The sequence below is a fragment of the Veillonella sp. 3627 genome (genome assembly GCF_003992195.1).
GTDB lineage: Bacteria > Bacillota > Negativicutes > Veillonellales > Veillonellaceae > F0422.
In genome coordinates this window covers 1-23,256 of record NZ_RQVG01000006.1, presented here as the reverse complement: position 1 = coordinate 23,256, position 23,256 = coordinate 1, and the positions used below count along the sequence as shown (strand labels likewise).

At 41.9% G+C, this 23,256-nt stretch carries 20 protein-coding genes; 4 read left to right on the top strand and 16 right to left on the bottom strand.

Annotated elements, in window-relative coordinates; translation table 11 throughout:
• Positions 1-34 precede the first annotated feature (34 nt).
• From addA to EO114_RS04115, 8 genes are all read right to left on the bottom strand, one after another.
• Positions 35-3,889, bottom strand: a complete 3,855-nt coding sequence (addA, locus tag EO114_RS04150) for a helicase-exonuclease AddAB subunit AddA (RefSeq protein ID WP_127061710.1) — start codon at positions 3,887-3,889, stop codon at positions 35-37.
• Positions 3,876-7,265 (bottom strand): PD-(D/E)XK nuclease family protein, encoded by a 3,390-nt coding sequence (locus tag EO114_RS04145; protein WP_127061708.1) that lies wholly within the window; start codon positions 7,263-7,265, stop codon positions 3,876-3,878. The genes addA and EO114_RS04145 overlap by 14 nt, the downstream gene beginning before the upstream one ends.
• A 116-nt stretch (positions 7,266-7,381) precedes the next feature.
• Positions 7,382-7,879, bottom strand: a complete 498-nt coding sequence (queF, locus tag EO114_RS04140) for a preQ(1) synthase (RefSeq protein WP_009353151.1) — start codon at positions 7,877-7,879, stop codon at positions 7,382-7,384.
• Positions 7,872-8,372: a QueT transporter family protein gene (locus EO114_RS04135; RefSeq protein WP_062401208.1), complete on the bottom strand. Its 501-nt coding sequence runs from the start codon at positions 8,370-8,372 to the stop codon at positions 7,872-7,874. Before EO114_RS04135 ends, queF begins: the two co-directional genes overlap by 8 nt.
• A gap of 81 nt (positions 8,373-8,453) precedes the next feature.
• The gene (locus tag EO114_RS04130) at positions 8,454-8,978 is read right to left on the bottom strand and encodes a GNAT family N-acetyltransferase (protein WP_062401206.1); all 525 of its coding nucleotides are present in this window, start codon (positions 8,976-8,978) and stop codon (positions 8,454-8,456) included.
• An 89-nt stretch (positions 8,979-9,067) separates the two neighbouring features.
• Positions 9,068-10,042: a hypothetical protein gene (locus EO114_RS04125; protein ID WP_127061706.1), complete on the bottom strand. Its 975-nt coding sequence runs from the start codon at positions 10,040-10,042 to the stop codon at positions 9,068-9,070.
• A 16-nt stretch (positions 10,043-10,058) separates the two neighbouring features.
• Positions 10,059-10,769: a hypothetical protein gene (locus EO114_RS04120; RefSeq protein WP_127061704.1), complete on the bottom strand. Its 711-nt coding sequence runs from the start codon at positions 10,767-10,769 to the stop codon at positions 10,059-10,061.
• A gap of 1 nt (position 10,770) precedes the next feature.
• On the bottom strand, positions 10,771-11,253 hold the full coding sequence (locus EO114_RS04115) for an ECF transporter S component (protein ID WP_164723762.1): 483 nt from the start codon (positions 11,251-11,253) through the stop codon (positions 10,771-10,773).
• A 186-nt stretch (positions 11,254-11,439) separates the two neighbouring features.
• Between EO114_RS04115 and EO114_RS04110 the strand changes: the two genes are divergently transcribed.
• Both EO114_RS04110 and EO114_RS04105 read left to right on the top strand, forming a co-directional pair.
• Entirely contained in the window at positions 11,440-12,114 is a 675-nt protein-coding gene (locus EO114_RS04110; RefSeq protein ID WP_062401198.1) for a response regulator transcription factor, read from the top strand.
• 3 nt (positions 12,115-12,117) lie between these two features.
• A complete protein-coding gene (locus tag EO114_RS04105; RefSeq protein WP_127061702.1) occupies positions 12,118-13,497 on the top strand; it encodes a cell wall metabolism sensor histidine kinase WalK in 1,380 nt (459 codons plus the stop codon).
• A gap of 67 nt (positions 13,498-13,564) precedes the next feature.
• On the opposite strand, the gene EO114_RS04100 is transcribed toward EO114_RS04105, so the two are convergent.
• From EO114_RS04100 to EO114_RS04090, 3 genes are all read right to left on the bottom strand, one after another.
• The gene (locus tag EO114_RS04100; RefSeq protein ID WP_127061700.1) at positions 13,565-14,776 is read right to left on the bottom strand and encodes an MFS transporter; all 1,212 of its coding nucleotides are present in this window, start codon (positions 14,774-14,776) and stop codon (positions 13,565-13,567) included.
• Positions 14,777-14,932: 156 nt separating this feature from the next.
• On the bottom strand, positions 14,933-15,364 hold the full coding sequence (locus EO114_RS04095; protein ID WP_062401192.1) for a MarR family winged helix-turn-helix transcriptional regulator: 432 nt from the start codon (positions 15,362-15,364) through the stop codon (positions 14,933-14,935).
• Positions 15,365-15,394: 30 nt separating this feature from the next.
• Positions 15,395-15,811 carry an Rrf2 family transcriptional regulator gene (locus EO114_RS04090; RefSeq protein ID WP_009353240.1) on the bottom strand — a complete coding sequence of 139 codons (417 nt, stop codon included), beginning with the start codon at positions 15,809-15,811 and terminating at the stop codon, positions 15,395-15,397.
• Between the two features lie 332 nt (positions 15,812-16,143).
• Here EO114_RS04090 and EO114_RS04085 point away from each other — a divergent pair, with 332 nt between their 5' ends.
• Positions 16,144-17,514 (top strand): NCS2 family permease, encoded by a 1,371-nt coding sequence (locus EO114_RS04085; RefSeq protein WP_009353152.1) that lies wholly within the window; start codon positions 16,144-16,146, stop codon positions 17,512-17,514.
• A 260-nt stretch (positions 17,515-17,774) separates the two neighbouring features.
• Here the strand turns inward: EO114_RS04085 and EO114_RS04080 are convergent, their stop codons facing one another.
• From EO114_RS04080 to EO114_RS04060, 5 genes are all read right to left on the bottom strand, one after another.
• On the bottom strand, positions 17,775-18,077 hold the full coding sequence (locus EO114_RS04080; protein ID WP_009353198.1) for a hypothetical protein: 303 nt from the start codon (positions 18,075-18,077) through the stop codon (positions 17,775-17,777).
• Positions 18,078-18,276: 199 nt separating this feature from the next.
• Complete coding sequence (gene truA, locus EO114_RS04075; RefSeq protein ID WP_127061698.1) at positions 18,277-19,059, bottom strand: tRNA pseudouridine(38-40) synthase TruA; 783 nt, start codon at positions 19,057-19,059, stop codon at positions 18,277-18,279.
• The gene (locus tag EO114_RS04070) at positions 19,056-19,862 is read right to left on the bottom strand and encodes an energy-coupling factor transporter transmembrane protein EcfT (protein WP_062401186.1); all 807 of its coding nucleotides are present in this window, start codon (positions 19,860-19,862) and stop codon (positions 19,056-19,058) included. Before EO114_RS04070 ends, truA begins: the two co-directional genes overlap by 4 nt.
• The gene (locus tag EO114_RS04065) at positions 19,852-20,721 is read right to left on the bottom strand and encodes an energy-coupling factor transporter ATPase (RefSeq protein ID WP_127061696.1); all 870 of its coding nucleotides are present in this window, start codon (positions 20,719-20,721) and stop codon (positions 19,852-19,854) included. The genes EO114_RS04070 and EO114_RS04065 overlap by 11 nt, the downstream gene beginning before the upstream one ends.
• Positions 20,706-21,548, bottom strand: a complete 843-nt coding sequence (locus EO114_RS04060) for an energy-coupling factor transporter ATPase (protein WP_009353204.1) — start codon at positions 21,546-21,548, stop codon at positions 20,706-20,708. Before EO114_RS04060 ends, EO114_RS04065 begins: the two co-directional genes overlap by 16 nt.
• A gap of 253 nt (positions 21,549-21,801) precedes the next feature.
• On the opposite strand from EO114_RS04060, the gene EO114_RS04055 reads away from it, so the two are divergent.
• The gene (locus EO114_RS04055) at positions 21,802-22,530 is read left to right on the top strand and encodes a hypothetical protein (RefSeq protein ID WP_009353214.1); all 729 of its coding nucleotides are present in this window, start codon (positions 21,802-21,804) and stop codon (positions 22,528-22,530) included.
• Positions 22,531-23,256: the final 726 nt, after the last annotated feature.

Below are 23,256 nucleotides of genomic sequence, written 5' to 3'. Positions count from 1 at the left end.
TATATATTGAGTTATTATCTTTTTAAATTATCTACTATACTGGAATCGCTCTTTCTAGTCGGAAGGAATAGATGTATACCTCTTTTACAGGGTATGGGGTCAATCGTTCCAAGGCTTCTTTATAGAGCATGAGCTGAATGCGATAGCACTCTACTAGAGCCTCTTCATCAAGACGGTCTGTTTTATAATCCACTAGCACCCAAGATCCCTCTTCTAGGAATGCTGTATCGATGATACCTTGTAGGAACAGATCTTCCCCGTCTAGCATCTCTGGGTATACACGGTTCGCCGGAAATAGCATACTAAATGGCAACTCTCGTTCTACTCGCTGTGCTGTTAGCAATCGTTGTCCTAGATCAGACTGAAAGAAATCATAAATCCGTTTTTCACTAATCGCCTTCCGTTCCTCATCAGTCAAATATCCTTGTAATGCTAGCGAATCCAAGGCTTGTCGCAAAGATGGTCGTGTATACTGTTGCAACGGCAACCACTGCATCACTTCATGCATGAGGGTACCCCAACGAGCACCACTGCGAATCGGTGTGGACTCTCTTATAGAGGCTAAAGTTACATCAAAAGGACCTAGATCTACTGAGGTATCCTCTACCTGAAGATTCTCCCCACCCACAGCTGATGTACCTAGTAAGGAATCTTCTGTATCATTAGTACTTCCAGTTGTTCTATGTTCCATCGCATTAGGCATGATAGATTCTGTCGTTTCCTCATCATCATGACTACTTGTATCACGCTTATAGTCCGGCTCAATCATCTGTTTTGCCAATTCTTCTAGCTCCACAAAGCGCCGTTTGATTTCAGATACAGAAATTTTTCCCGCCCGTTCTGTAGAGCTTTCATAAGCATACACAGAGGTCAACCGATCTATCACGACAGGGTCCAATGGTGGCGCTTCCACCGGTAATTGGGCACGTACTTGTTCTAGAATATCTACTTCTACGGACGGTGTTTCCTGTGAAACACTGTAATCATTTCCATCATGAATGTGAAAGGACACAGGACAATCTTTGTACGGTATATCTGGGAATTGCGGGCTTTCTACCTCCGCAAATTGGCGCAACTGCATGCCACCTGCTACGTGGCGAGCTAAACTTCGCAATATCCAATCTAAATAGGAATTACATCCTAGAATCTGCTCTTTCGTGAAAGCACTTTCACCCCACTGTAAGACAGGCACCACCCATTCACCCATTTTCTTCGTCGCTGGTCGATCCGTGGAGCCATTGATAGATCCCTTCATATAGCCTGTGATATACAGCTTATCTTTAGGCCGAGTTAATGCTACATAAAGAATACGCTCCTCTTCAGCTTTCAAATTTTCTTCCAAAGCTTGGCGTACAAAAATCCAAGGTAAGGAATTATACATCACACGCAAGTCTGGGAAATACCCTTTCAAACCCACTCCATATTCCTTGTGCAATAGCAAGGAGCGGTTCAAATCCATTTTATTAAAGCCCTTTTGAGTGCCCATGAGAAATACTACAGGAAACTCTAAGCCCTTACTTTTGTGGATGGTCATAATGCGCACCACGTTGTCCGCTTCGCTCACTGTTTTGGCAACGCTCAAATCTTCTCCGGATGCCTGTAAGCTTTCAATAAAGCGTAAGAATCGGAATAAGCCACGGTAATTGCCACTTTCATATTGTTTCGCTCGCTCATACAAGGCCAGCACATTGCCACGGCGCACCAAGCCATTTGGCATGGCGCTCACGTATTCTACCACATGCAAGGTGTCGTAGATGTGCCAAATTAAGTCCGTAATGCCTTGACGGCGAGACATGGTCCGCCATGTATCCATGGAGTCCACAAGACGAATCCACCCTGCATTCTGAGATGCTTCTACAAATGGGCGCAATCCGCTCCACAAGCTGTTCTCCCCTACAGACAGACGAAGACGCCCTAAATCGTTGGCATCCATCCCAATAAGAGGCGATTGCAAAACGATGGCCATAGGCAAGTCCTGCTCTGGATTATCGATGATTTTCAACAAGGACAGCACAAACTGCACTTCCATGGCACTGAAATAGCCGGATTTCTCCTCTGCATAGGCAGGGATGCCCTCTCGCCGTAGTAGGTCGATCATTCGGCTCGCTGACCCAGAGATAGATCGCTTCAAGAGTACAATGTCTCGCCATTCCATGAGCCGGAAGGTGCCGTCTTTATCTTGTACCATGGCGCCATTGTTCTTTAACTCTTGGATTTTACGGATCACAAAGAGCATTTCTTTTTCATCGTTCTCTAGGTCTTCTCCGTCTTCAGGGTCTGTCTGTGCCTTGTCTTCATCACAGCAAAGAACGTGCACTTCTACATCACCACCTACCCATTCTGGTGGCGCCTCTTCTACGATGCGACCTGTGTGGAGAGCTTCTGCCTCACCATAGGTAAGCCCTGCCCCTTCATCGGTCATAATTTGCGAAAATATAAAGTTCGTTACATTTAGAATCGCTTCATGGGAACGGAAATTTTGGGACAAATCGATACGCCGTTCCACACTGTTCACATCGTGATCAAACCGATGGTACTTTTCCATAAATAGCTGCGGATCTGCCATACGGAATCCATAAATCGACTGTTTCATATCGCCCACATAAAAACGATTGTCCCCACGAGATACTAAATTCACGATAGCCTCTTGGACGCCATTCGTGTCTTGGTATTCATCGACCATCACTTCTTTGAATGTGCCCTGTAACTCCAACGCCACCTCAGATGGCTTAAGTTCCTCTGTAGATTCTGGGTCTACTAATAAGGCTAAGCATAAATGTTCCAAATCGGAGAAATCGATCATACCCGCTTCTTGTTTTGCCCGTTGAAAGTCCTCATGGAATCGTTTCACCAGCTGGATGATACCTCGTACCAACGGTACTAAGTATTCCATTTGCTCTCGCCAATCTACTTCCGTAATAGCAAAGACACCTTTCGGCATGGCTTGCAATATCTCTTTTCCTTCTGACAAGATGGCTTTGATTTCACTCAGGATAGCTGGATCGCTTTCATTCATAGCCTTAGTGGCACGGAGTACAGGGAAACTAAATCCCCCAATGCCCACTACACCCACATGCATAGTATCCCAGGTGTCTGCTTTTTGCATAGCTTGTAATAGCGTTTGCAAGTCGCTGACCTTCTCCATCCATTTATCGAACCCATTACCTAAGGTCGCCAAGCGCTGTGCCTCTTCATAGCGCTCTAACAGATACTCAATTTGTCGTTGTTGTTCTTTCCAAAATAATGTGCCCCAAGTAGTTTCTAACAAGGTTTGGTGTAAAGCACTTTCATAGGTATGACACACCTGATCTAACCATCGCATAGGCTGACTTTGAGCCAAGGCAAAGTTGTATATTTGAAAGACCGTCTCCCGCAGGATCTGGTCTGATCGTTCCGTGCTAAACATATCGCTCACATCGTAAATGTTATATAGTCCCTGTTCGTAGGCCTGCAGCAAAATGGTATCTAGCACATCGTAGCGCATAAGCGCCAATTCCCCTTCATTGCCGATAGTAAAAGACGGGTCTATATCCAGTTTATAAAAATAACTGCGGATTACCCATTGGCAAAAGGAGTGCAAAGTAGAAATATGGGCGGACGGCAACATATTCAATTGTTCTTCTAAATAAGCATCCCCTGTAGCTTGAAACTCTTCCGCTAGTTTCACCCCGATACGAGCTTTCATCTCCGCTGCTGCCGCCTTTGTGAAAGTCACCACCATCAGTTCTTGAATACTTAGCTCTCGCCGTTTCAGGCGTTGTATCATACGCTCTACGAGGACTGCCGTTTTACCAGATCCCGCCGCAGCGGACACCAAAATAGTTTGGGATGGTAACTGCCCTGGTCTAGGTGCATCAATAGCGCTCTGTTGCGCATCAGTCCATTTCATAGGTAGCCCCTCCTGTTTGTAATGCTTCCATCTTCTCCAATGCTTCCTCTTCGGTCATGGTCTTAATATAGCGATATCTATTGCGCGTTCCATCAAAGCGACATAAGGCTTGGAACTCACAATATTCACATGGCCGTCGCTTATCCTTTTGGTACGGACTAATAGGAAACTCTCCATCCATCATCTGTGTACCACTGTTGGAAATAATTTGTTTTGTGTATTCCTTCATAAGGCCAAATTGTTCCATCGTCTTCAAACTTTTGGATGTGCGACTATCTGGAGTGCCGTCCTTTTTCAGAACAATCGGTACATATGGAGAATTGCTTTGATAAGCCCTCGTTACATCTAAGGATTGTAACACATCCCCGTCTACAAAGTATCCACTATTTTTCAACTCTTGGATAGTAGCTTTTTCTTCCTCTGCCCGTCTGTGATTCACTACTTCAGACAATTTCACTTGCGGATTCCGTACATAGGTATAGAGGGCAGCCGCCGTGCCAATTCTATCTTGTGTATTCTTTTCCAATGCCAATAGATAGGTCATTAATTGTAATTTCAAGCCATAGTAAATTTCATCAGCTCGCACCGTAGTGCCCCCTGATTTATAGTCAATGACCGCCGCATAATGACCAAGAGGTCCTCGATATTCATCGACACGGTCTATTTGACCGCGCAGTACGATACTTTCGCCATAGTTTTTGCCCAATGGAATGCGCACTGGACGCCAGTTAGATGTGCCCATGCCAAAACTTTGCTCTATTTCTGTAGTGGAAAACTCGCTTTTCTTAGACCAATCTACGAGACGTGCTACCGTAGCTGATAAGGTAGATGTTAATCGAGTATACAGTTGCGCTTCGTACGCATCTCGCTCTTCTGTACCCATCACCGCATCGGCCGCTTCACGGCATAAAGATTCTTGTTCTTCCTCTGTTAAATCACGCCATTGTCGACCCTGTTCTAATAGATATTCCCCTAAATAGCGCAACGTATCGTGAAGGAAGGTCCCGATTTCAGGAGCTCCAAAGGATTTCACCTTCCGTGGTGCTAAGCGTAACGCATATTGAGCATAGAAACTGTATGGACAACGATGGTATCGTTCTAATCGTGTGACGGACCCCGTTAAGGCATCACTGCGTAACAATAACCCTCGTACAATGGACTGCTCAATGCGTGGCACCGTATTGGAATCAAACATACCTCGTGTGGCGAAGAACACCTCACCTCTGTAGCCCATTTCTATGCCCCAGTTATAAAGACTCCACCAAGTAGAGGAGATAGGATCTCCTTTCATAAGGGCACTCATGCGACTAGAAAAGAGGCCTAAACTCTGGGATGGTCGCCACAGATAGTCCTGTTCTCGTCCCTCTGACATAGATAGTGGTGCTTCTTCGATAGTTTTCACATACCCATATTGCTGTAAACGGCGCACTACCAAAGATGGTTCCATTTTAGACCCTTCTTCATCGGATGTGATATAGGACAGATGCAGTCCTTGGCTAGCACGAGTGCAGGCTAAATAGAACAAGAAATTTTCATTGAACATTTGCCCTAAGGCGCCCGCCGCTAGTTGCACACCTGCCTTAGCCAACGCCGTCCGCTCTTGGTCACGCAGAATGCCTTCATCCCCCATTTTACGAGGAAATACGCCCTCATTAAGGCCTAGCACATAGACTTCCTTCGCATCTGTCATATAGCTGCGATCGATGGTGGTAATCGTCACATGATCCAAAGATGGCGGTACCAAGGAGTACGTCACTTCACTGAGTCCTTCCTCGATGATAAGTCCCATCTCTTCAGCATTTAACATTTCTGATCCTGTAACGGATGCACATTCCTCTAGCAATTGAATAGCATGTTTATAGATCTGTACATGGCTGGCACTTTCTTGTACATCCCCACGGTCTTCTGCTTCGTCATACCAATGTTTCAATTGCTCTGGAATGCGCCAATCTTGCATGATTTGGAATAGGAACTCACTCCATTCCTGTCCCGTATGTGACAGTTTACAGAAATCATAGATTGGAAGCAAATATTCCAGGACGCGCATATGTAAAGCCTGCATCACAGCTCGTCGCTCTTCATCGTCCTCGCCACCATAGGTCCAGGCCTCTCGTAACCACGCCGCCCCTTGAATGCCGTATTCTAAACAATAGTTTTCTAATCGGTCTACTTCTTCCCGTGTGAAAGGAGCAAAGTCTGTTTTCAGTAAGCGGAACACCGCATCATGGTCAAAGAAGGTACGATGCACATGGAAGATACCTTGCAAGAACTCCGCCAAAGGATGGCTAGTCATCATCTTCCGTTGATCTGAGAAGAAAGGAATGCCATAATTCATGCAAGCTTTTTCCAGTACATCACCATAAGACTCCATGTCCCTCAATATAATGGTACAGTCTTTCCAGCGATGCCCCTCTTCTTGACGATATGCCAATATCTTACGACATACTGCATCGGTCTCCCGCTCTCGATTGTAGGCACTCACCATGGTCAACGAATCTTCAGTGGTATTCGGTTTCATAGGTGTTTTAAAAAATTGTGTGTTCAATTGTTGCAGTACAGGTGTCCCTCGATAGACGGTGTTCATATCATGCACTACTGCCTCTGGATACCAAGTCATCATATCTCGGTACGTCTCCCAAACGCGGAAATACATAGATCCCTTGCGACTGTGCACCTCTTCCTCCAAGGATGGCAAACTGATTGTCATATGACAGGATTCACTAAGAGAAAACAGCCGTTGAATCAATCGATATTGTAGTGGCGTAAACCAATGAAATCCATCCACAAAGACATGACACCCTTGCATCAGTGGCGACTGTGGTAATAGGTCGATCAATGTTTCCATAGAATCTTGAACGCCTAACTCTTCCAGCGCTGTATCGTAGCGTTCTAACAACAAGGATAATTCTTGTAATTTACGGCCCAACACCATGGAATCTACATGTTTCACAGCCCCCGACAAGTCCTCTGGCGTTACACCAAAGGCTTTACACTCCGTCAAAAGACCTTGTATAACATCTCCAAAATGAGGTTGTTTCGCTGCCTGTTTAAACAAGTCCAACTCTCCGGCTGATTGCTTTAACAATACCCGAAGGACTAGTTTTTTGCCAATTTCCGACAGGCCTCCTTCTTTCACTTTCCCTAAGGATTGATACACTTGATAGGCTAGCCGTGTCATGCCCACCACACGCACCGTGGTGAACCCTTTTTCCTGACGAAACTCTGCTAGTTTGCGTTCCATCATATACGTCGCAGGATCTGGCACAAGGACGATAATCTGGTGGTCTGGATGGTCTTGTAAAATTCGTTCTATCTCTGCGAAACAAGCCGTAGTCTTTCCCGTACCAGCTCCGCCAATATATAACTGTGGTTGCATGTCCAACTCCTTTTCCTTTCAACACGTTGTATCTATCTCTATCCTATCATGTCTAGGGCACTTAGTAAAATTGCCAGGTCCCTCAACCGATTGACCTGGCAATAGTATATATATAATTAACGGTACGCTACTCGTTTTGGTTGCATATCGTGAAAGTGCAAGCGCTCCTTCGCTGTGGCTTCCCAATCGGTGCCCGGTTTGCCATAATTGGCGTACGGATCAATGGACAAGCCCCCACGAGGTGTAAATTCGCCCCACACTTCAATATATTTAGGCTCCATCAATGCCACTAAGTCTTTCATGATGATGTTGATACAATCTTCGTGAAAGTCTCCATGGTTGCGGAAACTAAATAAATATAATTTTAAAGATTTACTTTCCACCAGCTTTTCATCTGGCACATAGGAAATATAAATCGTTGCAAAGTCCGGTTGCCCCGTCATTGGACAAAGACTCGTAAACTCTGGACAATTAAATTTCACAAAATAGTCATTCCCTGGATGTTTATTCGGAAATGCTTCTAGCACCTGTGGTGCATAATCTGTAGGATAGTCCGTATGGCTACCTAAAGCATGAACACCTTGTAATTCTGCTGCATTACGACCACTACTCACGAACTAAAACCTCCTTATTTTTATAGACTACTTTCTCCAACGCATTGATCAAGAAGTAGCTCACCACACCACACACGAACTGACCTACTACGAGGGAGCTTACTAATACCCAGTATGGAACTGGCAAGAAATAGGTCAACCAAATTGGTACAATCAATCCTGGTACAAAGGTAATGATAGGAATCAACACCCAATTACCTAACCCTTGACGCTTCGCAAGGACGATTAGACCTGTTGTCAATAAACCTACGATAGCTCCACCGATAGAATCCACTAAACCAAAACCACCCATCACTGTATTACTTACAAAGTTGGCAATACTAAAGGCTGGAATGGTGAATGGAAAGATAGCTGACAATCCATAGAGCGCTGTAGCAATACGCACTTGATACTGACCAAAGGCAAAGCCTTGCGTACCGATCATAAGCGCCAAATACATAGCGATGGAAATGGCAGAAATCGTCAATCGTTGTGTGTTGTTAAATTGTTTCATTATAACTCCTTAGTTTTGTTTACAGACAGGAGGATCTCGAACTGTCTATCTAATACCTACTACGACATAACTCGTAGCTACCTAGAACATTTCTAGGGTTTTGAAAAGCTCCGGGTATTCCAATGTGCCGGCTTCTAAAGGTGCTGCTTGGGCATCAAGCTTGATACACATCATATGCTCCCGGTCCAACCCTTCTGGTGGTTCTACACCAAAGTTATGTGCAAAATCATAGCCCAACCGTGGATAGTACACATTACTACCGTACACGAACAAGTAGGAATATCCCATCTTACGAGCCAATCGTTGGCCCTCTAAGACAAGAGCTCCCCCTACGCCGTGTCCACGCATAGACTGCGCCACCGCCAGTAAACCCAAAATGAGCACATCTTGATCGCCTACTTTACCACGCAGGAACATACCATACCCTGCAATGGCATTGTCGATGATCGACACCAAAGATAACTTAGGAATATACGCATCAGACTCACGCAAGGCTTCCACTAGTTTATATTCTCGTCCTGTACTGCGATCTGCACTGATATAGGCTTCTCGCACGAGAGCTGTGACCGTATAAAATTCACGCTTTTTCTCTTCTCGTATAATCATAGTTCCTCCGGTTCATGATGAAAGTACACCAAATGGATTGCTATTCTTTAGTATACCGAATTTTTTCGATAATAGCAAATATCTTTCCCTTATTTCTTAGCTTTCTTCGCTAGTCTCTCTCGTTCTTTTTGCTCTTGTTTTGCCAATCTTTCTTGCTCCTTAGCTTGCTGTTTTGCTAGCTGAGCTTCCTTGTTAGCCTGTTGTTTTGCTAATCGAGCTTGTTCTTTTGCCTGCTGTTTCGCCAATTTTTGTTCTGCTTGTAACTTAGCTCGTTCCGCCCTTGCCAAATGTTGCTGCTCTTTCTTTGCCAATGCCTCTTGTTTTCGTTGAGCTTTCGCTAACTGGCGTTGGGCTTGTGTGTCTAACCGTTCCTGTTTGCGTTCTGCTTTTTGCAATAAAGCCCACTCTTGTTTTGCCACTTTCATAAGTGGTCGTTGTTCCTTTTTAGACGCATCCCATTGACCCCCAGCCATAGCCTCTTGCACTTCTCCATCAATAGGCTGTAAGGCTACGTTTCCTTCTGCCTTCACCGAAGGCACTACTAATTCTAAATGGCTTCGCTGAGATGTTCCTTGTTGAAAAGTGCGCACTTGTACTAACCCATGATTTGGCAAAGCAGATGCATCAATTTGGAAGGATTCCATTTTCTTTTGGATTTCTTCTTTCGTCAAAGCTGGTTCCACTGCTATTGGTGTTCCCTCATCAGCACTATCTATTTGAGCTTTACCTGATTTTGCTTCTTCTTGTTCAATTTCATAATTCATAATAGAACGACGGTTTTCATTGTACAATCGCAATACCAACATGCGATCACTTTCATTCATAGTTTCACGGCGTGCCACCACATCTGCCATCATAGGGATCAATTCTTTTCTAGTGAATGCTCGTGATCCTAAATCTACCCCCTTAGTATCCGTAATCGCTCCATGTTTCACCAATGTCATAAGCGCTTGATATTCCCAATCAGGAGGACTCACTACACCATATGGGTTTGCCTCTGCTTGAGCCACTGTCAATCCACCGGCTACCAATGCCAATGCTATATAATATCGTAATTGTTTCATATCTATATCCTTTCTATTACCTATGCCGACCTACATACTGCGCCCTCGAGAACTCTGCTAACCACGCTGTTTCACCACTGGCACGAACAGATACAACCACTGCCGTAGCTGGTCCACCACTATGATCTAATTCCTCATCAATCAGTTCTATGGACTCCATAGATGCCCCTTCTAAATAACTTAACACTATCAACTCTTGGCGGATGCCTCTGGAACCAATAGGCACCACACGAGATGTACTAGGATGTGCCAAAGCTCGTCGGACCTCATCATAGGTAACAATCCATTCTGGCTGTTCTAGCACTTCATTACCTACTAAGGGTTTTCCTAGTACGTACACAGCATAAGGTTCCCCTGTACCAAGCATTTCTGGCTTCCCGATTCCTAAGGCAGTAATCCCTACAGAGGTAGTGCTTACTTTCATATTGCTTTCATGGCTGCCATTAATTGGTACATCGATACCTAATGTATCCAATTCCTCTTGAATTCCCCTTATAACAGGTATCACTACCGTATCATAGTCGCCACCAATGAGATATTGAATTCCTTTTACTACACCTTTCGCACATAAAATTTCTAGCATCGCTACACGAGTTGCAAACGCACCTACCATAGAGTAGGGCGCTTCTAATACATCATGTTCTTGCAAACCGATACCACTACTAATATCACTAGCAACAATCCAATCTACACCATTTTGCAAAGAAATTCTTGTTATATCTCGCATATTATCTACCACCAAAAACTTTAGTCAGCTGACTTACCACCAGTGCCGCTCCCACATAATTTACTAGATAGGCTAAAGACAACGGCACAAATAAAATCGCCACAACTTCTACACTGTGCATCATCCATGATGTCACAACTAGACCTAAACCTACATTGATGATATACCCTACTATACCACTTACTACATAAGAGAAAGATGAAGTCCTCTTACGTATACAATATCCTATACTAGCCCCAGTACAAGCCATGATCAAAGCTACCACCACATGCATAGGTACACTAAGAGGAAATCCGGTGAATACGGCCGTTGCTAAATGCCCTAAGGCCCCAAGCACAGCACCTGCTACAGGTCCTAGCAGTAAGGCTCCTACAAAAGCTGGCGACGAATCAAATCCAATGGAATACACACCAAAATGAATCTGTCCGCCTATAGCACAAAGAGCAATCAATAAGGCATAGACCGTAATCGTTCTAATATTCATAATACCCCCTCCTAGGGAAGAATAACTCATACTATTTCTATGTTTATTATAGGTGACCCCACCGTATAAAGCAATCATTCATGGTCTTTTCATGTACAACATCTATACTTTTTATATACATCTCTTTAATCTATTTTGAAAATACGTTACAATACAAATATACACCTTAACATGAAAGGAGCACCTATGAAAGTCTTAATTGTTGAAGATGAACAAATGCTGAATAATATTATTGCCAAACGTTTAAAACTAGAATCTATGATTGTAGATCAATGCTTTAACGGAGAAGATGGATTAGATTATATTTCCACATCTAGTTATGATGTGATCGTTATGGACATAATGATGCCAAAAATGGATGGTCATGCCGTAGTACAACAAATGCGTGAAGAAGGTAACAAAACCCCGGTTCTTTTCTTAACTGCCAAAGATACATTAGAAGATAAAGTATCTGGTTTAAATTTAGGCGCTGACGACTATTTAGTAAAACCATTTGAATTTGACGAACTCATTGCTCGCATCTATGCGTTAGCTCGTCGTGGTCGCAATCAAGCTACGGAAGATATTATTGCAGGGCCATTACGCATCAATCAAAAGAGCCGTTCCGTTCTTCGTAATGGAGAGCCTATAACATTAACTGCCAAAGAGTTCGACCTACTCTTCTATTTAGCAAGCAACCAAAATATCGTTTTATCTCGTCAACAAATTCTTGACCATGTGTGGGAATACGACTATGAAAGTTACTCCAATCTAATCGACGTATATATTAAAGACCTGCGCAAAAAAGTGGACATCGACGAAACCAAAAAATTAATTCAAACTGTTCGTGGCGTAGGCTATGTGTTCCGTACCGAGGAATAATCCATGCACGATGTAATCAAACGCTGTTGGAACTCCATAGAGACTCTTCTCTTGCGAGTTCCTTTGGTATATAAAATTACTAGTTGGTACTCTATTTTTCTACTGCTAATGATAGGGCTACTAGCTACCTTTGTAATCCAATTCACCCATATTTGGGACCAAAATGAAATCCGTACAGACCTACAAGAGGCTGTCATTGAATCCGCTAGTGACCCTAAAAAATTTAAGCCCTTTGATGACGGTATCTTTCTCTTAGTCTATACCCATGATGGAGTCGTCTTACGAGGTAATGTACCTGATTTATTTCCAAAAGAGGCTCCTCCTTCCTTTGATGCTATCACTGAAGTGAGTCATCAGAACCGTTCTTTTCTATACTACGATGCTCCCATTCAGCATCGCCCTGGTGTACAAGGCTATATTCGTGGCGTCGTACCTATGGCATTCCTTGATAGAAAGTCAAATAGCATGTTCTTCGCTTTATTATTCGGTGGTATTCTCTTCGTTACGGTTGCTGCTATTGGGGGATATTGGATTATTCAACGAGGTTTAAAACCAGTACGTACCGTTACCAATTTAGCTGCACAAATTTCATTAAAGCGAGATTTATCAGAACGTATTGAAAATATCCCTGAATCTGGAGATACTATCTATCAATTAGCTTCTACTTTCAACCATATGCTCAGCAGTTTAGAAGAATCTTCTAATCGTGAAAAGCGCTTTAATTCCGACATTTCTCATGAATTACGTACACCTATTGCTGTCATCCAAGCTGAAAGTGATTACGCTCGTCAATATGTAGCCTCCTTAGAAGAAGCAAAAGAAAGCTTTCAAAATATTTTTGTTCAGAGTAAGGGAATGGCAGACATGGTCTCACAATTGTTAGAAATTGCTCGCCTTGATAGTCTAACCAATATAGATAAAGAACCTGTCCCTCTATCCCAGGTGGCTGAACAATTAGCCCATACCTATGCTCGATTAAGTAAGGAGAAACATCTTACTTTTACTAGCCATATTGATGAGTCTATCATTGTTTATGGCAACCAAATCCTATTGCAACAGGCAATGGCCAATCTTTTGGACAACGCTTTCAAATTTGCCCATACGAGAGTACACTTGGAAGTCTCCTCAGGATCTACCATTCACATCTCCGTTCAAGATGATGGCATTGGTATCCCTCCGGAAAGCATCCCTTTAATTTGGGATCGATTGTACCAAGTAGACCCTTCACGTACCTCAAAAGAAAATAAAGGTCTCGGACTTGGGCTCTTTTTTGTACAAAATGTTGTGCAACTCCATGAAGGTACACTGCAAGTAGAAAGCACACCAGATGTAAAAACAACATTTGGCTTTGAATTACCAATTCATAATAATTCTGAAATATAACAAAAGAGGATATCTGACAAAATTGTCGGATATCCTCTTTCTTACTTCACTCACTATATACAGTCTATCAGATGTATTGAATGTTCGGTCGATTTCCATGGATTTTCAACACCAAATAGCCAATGATCATCATTCCTATACCTGCCACCAAGAATACATAGGATGTACCCCAATAGGTGGCTACTATGCTAGCAAATAGTGGTCCTATCATATTTCCTAATTGTTGGGATGTCGTGGCAAGTCCGAATACTCGGCCACGCACTGATGGATCTGTATTCACGGTCATAGCTGATCCAAGGGATGGGAATATACCTACAATAAATACGCCAATAAGTAATTGCAAGGCCCCAAACCACCATAATCCAAATGGTAAACTTTGCAATAATAATACGGTTCCCGTACCCAACAACCCATACGAGATAACCCTAAAGTATCCTCGCCGCTGTCCATAAGCAGCCCACACATTAGTCATAATCATGCCCATCACACCACCACCGCTGAGAATGGACCCTGCTAACATGGCAGCCCCTTCCATGGAACCTTTTAATTCTCCCACATAAATGGCCACGATAGGTTGTAGCATAAGCATAACAGCTTGCACTAAAAAATATAACCCTAAAATATGGAGTAGTACCTTATTTTGTTTTGCTGCTTGTAAATCTTCTGAAAAAGAAGTTGTTTTTACAGGAGTTTCACTTTCCATTTGTGGTTCTTTCACAAAGATAGCTATTGCTGCAGTGACGATAAATAAAGTAATCCCTGCCACCATAAATACAGGCCGCATCCCTACTGCTAGTTCTGTCAACCCTCCTGTTAAGGGACCCACAGTATTCCCTAGGACTAAACCCATCTGAAAGATACCCATCGCCGTACCTACACGTTCTTTTGGCACAGATAATGATACCATAGTCATAGCGGCTGGCATAAACCCATTGGCAAAACCTTGAAACGCACGAACTAATAAAAATTGATATTCATCTTGTACAAAAGCGCTCCATAAATACGATAGGCCAATCAAAATCCCTGCCCGGATTGCCATTAGTTTCTTTCCATGCTGATCCGCCAATCGACCCCATACAGGAGCCATGATGGCAGCGATAAAAAATGAAATAGAAAATGACAAGCCCGACCAAATAGCTAACTGTTCCTGTTCCACACCGAGCTCTAAAAGATACACGGGAAGGAAAGGAATGATCATTGTATAACAAATGGCAAGCAGTGACATCCCTATAGTAAGAATCCACACTGCCACCATTCCTGTTTGTTGTAATCCTTTCATACTTTACTCCCTCTAGATATACACAAATTGTAACCTTATTGTAACACATCTACCGTAAGGCCCCAATAAATTCCCTTCATAGACAGGGAAATAAAAATAGAGGAAAGTTGATATACTATCCTCTACTCATTGTAACTATAAGTAGATTGTCACTATCTAGCCTTTGACATTATGCAAGACTTTCCATAACAAATTCTGTAACAATTGAAGCTCCTCTTGAGATAATCCCAATTTCGTTTCAATTAATTTTGGAATATGTCGAACTTTTTTCTCCAAAGACTTTCCTTTTGTTGTTAACGTAATCATCATAGAACGCTCATCTTGTTTAAATCGTTCACGTATAATTAAGCCTTTTTTCTCTAGCTTCCGTAACAATGGAGTTAATGTTCCCGAGTCTAAATAGATTCTCTCTCCAATCATTTTTAGATTCGCTTCTTTATATTCCCAAATAACAGACATTGCAAGATATTGTGTATATGTGATCCCCAACTCAGAAAGTTCTGGTTGACATGCTCGCAAAGCTTCTTTTGCTGCTGCATATAAAGGGAAGCCGATTTCTTGCTCTACCTTTAATTTCTCTTTTTTCATCCTAAAATTCCCTTACCTCTTTCTTACAACTTACACTGAAAAATGTCGGTCAATAACATCTTGAAGCGTTAAACTTTGCATATATTCACGCAAATGATTTTGTAGATGTTCCCATAATGGCAATGTACGGCATCCTTCGCTCATCGGACATGTGTTCACATCTTCCTCTAAGCAAGCTACAACTGCAATAGAATCTTCTGTAGCAGCAAGAATATCATAGACCGTATAGTCTTTTGGCTCTTTTGTCAGTTGGTAACCACCATACTTACCACGAACACTTTTTACATATCCTGCTGCACTCAATCGTGCTACAATTCCTTCTAAATATTTATCAGAAATATTTTGGCGCTCCGCCATTTCACGAATAGATACATTGCGATCTACACTGTGCTCTGCCAAATCAACTAGCACGCGTAATGCATATCGACCTTTAGTAGAAATTTTCATAAATAATACCTCTTCAAAAGTAGGATTTATACCTAATCTATATTATATATAGAACAACGAATTTTGTCTATATAGATTGTGTACATATTTAGTACCTATATTGCATAAGTAACACTCACAATACGCATATAAGCAATATATTTTGTATATTTACACATACTGAAAACCAGTGTCGCCTACTAATGTACTCCATTATAAACTTATTAGTATAATTTATATAATTTTATAAGTTTTATAATTTTTTTAAATAAATTGACTCAAAAAACCTATCCTAACCTTCTAGTCTATGCTACAATAAGGATGTAATTTTATTTATTACTAGGAGGTTCACCATGTTAGAACGCGTATTCGCCTTAAAGGAGCGAAATACTACAGTCCGTACAGAAATACTAGCAGGACTGACGACTTTTATTACGATGGCATATATTTTGCTATTGGCTCCCAACTTACTAAGCCTAGCTGGTATGGATAAAGATGCTGTATTAATTGCTACAGCCTTGGGTGGTGGTTTAGTCACCATTGCCATGGGAGTATTTGTTAATTATCCTATTGCTTTGGCACCAGGAGTTGGCCTATTAGCTTTTTATTCCTTCACCGTGGTTCTAGGTATGGGGTTAACATGGCAAACAGCATTAGGTGCTGTATTTATTTCTGGTCTTGTATTCCTTGTACTGACTCTGACGAAAATCCGTCAACTTATTATTGAAGCAATTCCTTCTTCTTTAAAGATTGCTATCACCGTAGGTATTGGCTTGTTCATTTGTATCATTGGTTTGAAACTATCTGGACTTATGACTATCGCTTTATCCTTACAACCTGGCACATTGAACGACATTGTAACTGCCAAAGGTCATGGAGCACCAGCTGCATCAGAAACCTTATTAACATTAGGAAACTTAAGCAACCCTGAAGTGCTTTTATCTCTTTTCTCTTTGTTCTTCTCTGCCGCTCTCATGGCTCGTCGTGTCCCTGGATCTCTATTAATTGGTGTTATCATCACATCTATCATTGCTTATGCAACTGGTATCGCTACTTTACCAGAATCTTTAAGCATTATAGCAGTCCCTGATTTCAGTAAAATTGCCTTTATGGAATTGGATATTTCATCAGCATTCCATGTTGGACTTATTACTATTATCTTTTCATTTACTTTCGTTGAACTCTTTGACTCCATGGGCACACTGATTGCTACTGCCTCTAAAGCAGGCATTGCAGACCCTAAAAAGGGTGAATTCCCAGGTCTTGGTAAAGCTATGATTGTAGACTCCCTTGGCGTTAGCTTCGGTGCTATGCTTGGTTCTAGCACAATTACTGCATTCGTTGAAAGTGCTGCTGGCGTAGGTGCTGGCGGTCGTACAGGATTGACTGCTGTTACTTGCGGCATCATGTTTATCCTTTGTCTATTCTTTGCTCCATTAATCGCATTAGTTCCGAATGCAGCTACAGCTCCTGTACTTATTTTAGTAGGAGCACTAATGATGGAAGCTATCCGTGAAATCGACTTCTCCGATTGGACAGAAGGTTTCCCTGCCTACTTAGTTATTGTATTAATGCCATTTACATACAGTATTGCTAATGGTGTTGCCGCTGGTCTTATTGTATATCCTTTGATGAAGTTTATCACTGGCCGTCATAAAGATGTACACTGGTTTATGTATGTACTAGGTGCGATTGTATTGGCAAAATACATTTGGTTTGAATAACATACTGAATAACATATAAAATAACTCCAAATAAAATAGAGGAAAGTTGAACCAAGCATCAACTTTCCTCTATTTTTTATATTCTATAATACATGCTAACACTACTCATATAAGAGTAATCGCCAACTTGTTTTACATGACAATAGGCCATATCTCTCTATACATCAATGAAAGGGTCCCACAGGACCTTTTCATTGTATTTCGTATGTATTTCATATGGCTCTAATCAACAGGGATCGGACCTAGTCCCAACTCTTGTACTACAGCAAGTCGTCTTCGTATACTGCTTCTTCAAAGAACAATGGCAACAAATCTTCACTATATTCATTCATGTCGCGGCCTGTTTTGGAGAATACCACAGATGCTGCAAAGCGCATTAATTCTGCTTCATTCTCTGGATTGTTCACAAATTCTTCAATAATTTTGTCCATATCTAAATGGCGTTTCATAATGAATCGAGCTAATTTACGACGATTCACCGGATCATTCACCAATTCATCTACATCAATAATATACTCTGGCATTTTGATCGCAATATGTGTGTGGATTCCGTCTTCTTTCATGATAACCTCCTACATTGTACGCCCTATCTTAGGGCTATGCTTATATACTAACAAATGTTATGTTTCACAACAATTTCATGGCAATTACATAACTACTTGTACCTATTCTTCAACTTTCATAGTAACCTACCAAAATCGGTCATACCCCTAAGTACATCTAGTCATTTCCTGTACTCCTTATACATACCTGCATGTCTGCCTATAGGTTCGCTATGCTCCGTACCCGCTCTTGTAAGCTAGCCTCATTAGTAAACACCGTATCTAAACACAGTCCATGGGCAGGCGCTGTTTTCCCGATTAATTGTCTATTCTCACCAGCTATGATACATAGCACGTCCTCTGGTTGAAAGCGGCCTAAGCCTACATCCACCAAGAATCCTGCTATATTCCGCACCATGTGATACACGAATCCATCTCCTAATACATGGATTCTGACAGTCGTTCCCTCTTGGAATACCTTTACAGCGTACATGGTTTTCACTGGATCTTGTATCGTCGTATTATGGCCTTTGAAAGTACTGAAATTATGTGTTCCTTCTAATGCCTTTGCGGCTTGCTTCATGGACGATATATCCAATGGTTTGCGCACATGGTAGGCATAACGCAGTTGTAGTGGGTCCACCACGGCATCATTATGAATGGTGTAAATGTATTCCTTCCCTTTCACATAATTCCATGGATTCCAATCCGATGGCAACTCCTGTGCCTCACGGACCACGATATAGGGTGGCATATGGGCAATGAGGGCTCTCATTAGATTATCTACGGGAATCTTACCCGTAGTAGTGAATGCCACTACTTGTCCTCTAGCATGGACACCTGCATCCGTCCGAGAAGACCCGTAAATCGTGATAGACTCATTGCAAACCTTAGATAAAGCTTCCTCTAAATAGCCTTGCACCGTAGGTCCATTCTGTTGTCGTTGGTATCCACAGAGCTCTGTGCCATCATAGGCGACGATGAGTTGTATAGTTCTTGTCATATACCAAGTCCCCACCGCAATACAGCTAAGAGAATACTTACGAACACCACAGCGCCAATACCATAGAAATCTAATGGACTATAGCGTAATTCTTTCATCCGTGTACGACCTTCTCCACCTCGGTAACAACGAGATTCCATAGCTACTGCCAATTCATCGGCACGGCGGAAGGCACTAATAAATAATGGCACAAGTAAAGGCACCATATTTTTAGCCCGTTTCAGTAAGGATCCTGTAGTAAAATCAGCACCACGGGATTCTTGTGCTTTCATAATACGGTCTGTTTCCTCTAATAGTGTCGGAATGAATCGCAAGGCAATGGTCATCATCATAGCTAGTTCATGGGCTGGCACACCAAAACGTTTCCATGGATTTAGGAGTCTTTCAATACCATCCGTCAACCGTATAGGCGATGTTGTATAGGTCAACAAGGATGAGAATACGATTAAGAAAATCAATCGTCCTGCCATAAGGCCACCCAAATTAAGACCTTCTCGACTTATATGAAGCCAACCATAGGTAAATAGGTATTCTCCCGGTGTAGTGAATACGTGAATAGCCAAGGTGAATACAATGATGATCCACAATGGTTTAATAGACAGCCACACCAGCCGCACTGGTAAACGAGATAACCCCAAACATCCGAAAGTAAAGGCTGCTACAATGCTATAGGTCACTAAACTGTCTGCAAAGAAAATAGCGATAATGAAAATCATAGTGGCTATTATCTTAGCCCGTGGATCCATGCGGTGTAACAAGGAATCTCCTGGAAAGTACTGGCCAATAGTAATATTACTTAGCATGGTGCACCTCCTTGAGATACTCGTAAATATCTGCTACTGCCTCATGCACATGGACACGGTCAATATTGACAGGAATGTTTCGCTCTGCTAGGGATTGTAATGTTTGCGACAATGGTGGTACATCCACGCCAGCAGATTGTAATTTCTCACGGTCATTGTGGAAAATCTCAATAGGGTTGCCATCTAATAAGACTTGCCCTTGGTGCATAACAATCAATCGATTCGCCATGCGAGAAATATCTTCCATATTATGGGATACAAGGATAACGGTAATCCCTTTTTCCTTATGTAGTTTCAGAATTTCTCCAAAGATTTCTTCTCGTCCAAATGGATCAAGTCCAGCAGATGGTTCATCGAGAATTAAATAGTCTGGATCTAGGGCAATAACCCCTGCGATAGCCACACGGCGCATTTGTCCACCCGATAAATGGAAGGGAGACCGCTCTGCATAGGTATCGTAGTCTAAACCTACAAACTGCATGGCTTCTCGCACACGGCGGTCCACCTCTGCCTCATCAAAGCCTAAATTTTTAGGTCCAAAGGCAATGTCTTTAGCAATGGTTTCCTCAAAGAGTTGATGCTCTGGATATTGGAATACCATACCCACTTTATGACGTGTTTGTTTTACTGTTTCTGTTTTACCTACTAGGTCCACCCCATTGACTGTTACGGTACCTGAGGTAGGGTGCAATAGACCATTCAGATGTTGAACTAAGGTGGATTTACCAGACCCTGTATGGCCAATGATACCTACAAACTCACCTTCGTGAATGGTCAAGCTCACATCGTGAAGAGCCGTTTTTTCAAAAGGTGTCCCCTGTCCATAGGTGTAGGTGACATGTTCTAATTGAATTGACATATGGCCTCCCCTAGTTCTTCATTAGTAGTAATGCCCTTTGGCATAGTTACCCCTTTTTCTTGTAAGCGCACCGCAATCTCTGACGGCACCGGTACATCTAGACCAAGACCTTTTAACGTATCTACATTCATAAATACATCTTTTGGAGCTCCTTCATCGATGACCTTACCTTGTTTCATCACAATGATACGATCTGCTAAAGCTGCTTCTTCCATAAAGTGCGTAATATATACGATAGTGATACCTTCTTCTTTATTGAGACGGTACACCGTATCCATGACTTCTTTGCGTCCTTTGGGATCAAGCATAGCCGTTGGCTCATCTAATATGATACATTTCGGCTTCATCGCTAAAACACCAGCAATGGCGATACGTTGCTTTTGCCCTCCTGATAATAAGTGCGGACCATGTAAAGCATAGTCCGACATATTCACAGCTGCTAATGCAGCATCCACACGTTCTCGAATTTCTGGAGCTGGTACCCCTAAGTTTTCTGGACCAAAAGCCACATCTTCTTCTACAATGGCTGCCACGATTTGATTATCTGGATTTTGGAATACCATGCCCACATTTTGGCGAATATTCCAAATTAATTGTTCTTCTTTTGTATCCATTCCTAAAACGGTAACGGTACCAGATGTAGGTTGCAATAGGACATTAAAATGTTTGGCAAGGGTACTTTTACCACTCCCATTGGTCCCTATAATACTGACAAACTCACCTTCATGAATGTGAACGCTCACATCCTGTAAGGCGTGTACCTCACGGCCCATTTCGTCTTGGTACACATGACTCATATGGTCCGTAGCGATCATAACTTGTTTCATTTTTTATCTAATTTCCTCTCTACGTAAGTACAATTGTTACTTCGTATTATAATCTACTTCATTATACCTTGTAGAAAGGTTTAGGACAATAGGCAACCTTGGGGAATATTGTTGGGTTTACAAATGGTCTCTTAATTCTATATTTTTCTTTTCATCTATGGTTATATGAAGTCAAGAAAGTGGAAAAATAATCTAAATTATGATATTCTGTAAGCATATTTATATATTATAAATTATATAGGGGGTATATTTTATGAAACGTAAGTATTATATGATTGCTTTATTAGTAAGTGCATTAACAGCTAGCCTATCACCATCTACAGTAGATGCAAAGCAGGGACACGATATTAATGTAGCTATTAAAACTACAATAAATCCTGCATTAGAAAAGCAGCCTCAAGAAAATCCAAATAGTATTTCTAACAGAATAAAAGATATCGTATCCCCAAAGTCTATGACAATAGGAACCATCCCTAAGGGAAACCTTTATATTCCCAAAGATACACCTATTACACTAGAATTAACACAACCTATTAGCTCTAAAAAAAGTAAGAAAAATACTAGCTTTGTTCTAAGGACTGTTGATAATTTAATTCTTAATGGAACAATCATTATTCCAAAAGGTGAAGAAGTTAGAGGTAAAGTGATTGATTCTCATGGGAATGGTATGTTTGGTCGAGGAGGCCGTTTAATTATAGATATCCCAAGTATTAAAACTCTTAATAATGTAACTATTCCACTTAACGGGTATGTAAATGGATATGGTTCTGATGATACTGGTGCTGTTGCTGTAACGGCAGTAGTTTCATTAGTAGGGGGATTCTTTATGCGTGGAGAAAATATTTACTATGAACCTGGTCAACTATTTACAGTAACAGTTCAAAAAGATACAGATTTAGAAGTAACCCCTGAGACATTGGTGCAAGCAATGGATCAAAATAAAGTTCGTGGTCAATCTTTAGAAGTAAAGGTTGCGAATTAAATATTGATATGTAAAAAGACCATAATGAACTGATATAGTTCATTATGGTCTTTTATATTGCCCTAAATTATTATTGTTTGAAGAAAATGGCTCTCTTTGTACTTTGTCAGTTGCAACTTCCTATTTATTCCTAGCTGTGGATTTTATGCGCCCTTCGGGCTTTAAAACCTTACGACACTGCTTTTATCCGTTATCCTTTTGTTCCTGACTGTGGATTTTATACGCCCTTTTAGGGCTTCAAAATCTTACGCCAGGAACTAAGCGATGCTCTATGATTTATGCGTCGCTTTGCTCCTTTAAATCATGAGCCCTGCTTATCCCAGGCCTTATTAGGTATACCATAGTTGCTACTTGATCAATCTGGCTGGAAACGGCCCTCCTCGTACATCATCATTTGCAACTTCCTATGTGTTCCTGACTGTGGATTTTGTGCGCCCTTCGGGCTTCAAAATCTTACGCCAGGAACTCCCCGATTCACACACTTTCATGCGTCGCTATGCTCCTATGAAAGTGGTTCACTGGGGATCCCAGGCCTATGGTATTCTTCCATAGATATTACTTGAGTCATGTTGGCTGGAAACGGCCAGACCAAAATAATATATTGAATAAGAAAATAAAAAAGACGCCTTTCGGCGTCTTCTTTATTTTCTTTATCAGCGACTTCCTATCCTCCCAGGCCGTTTCCAGCCAAGTACTTTCGGCGTTTACGAGCTTAACTACTGTGTT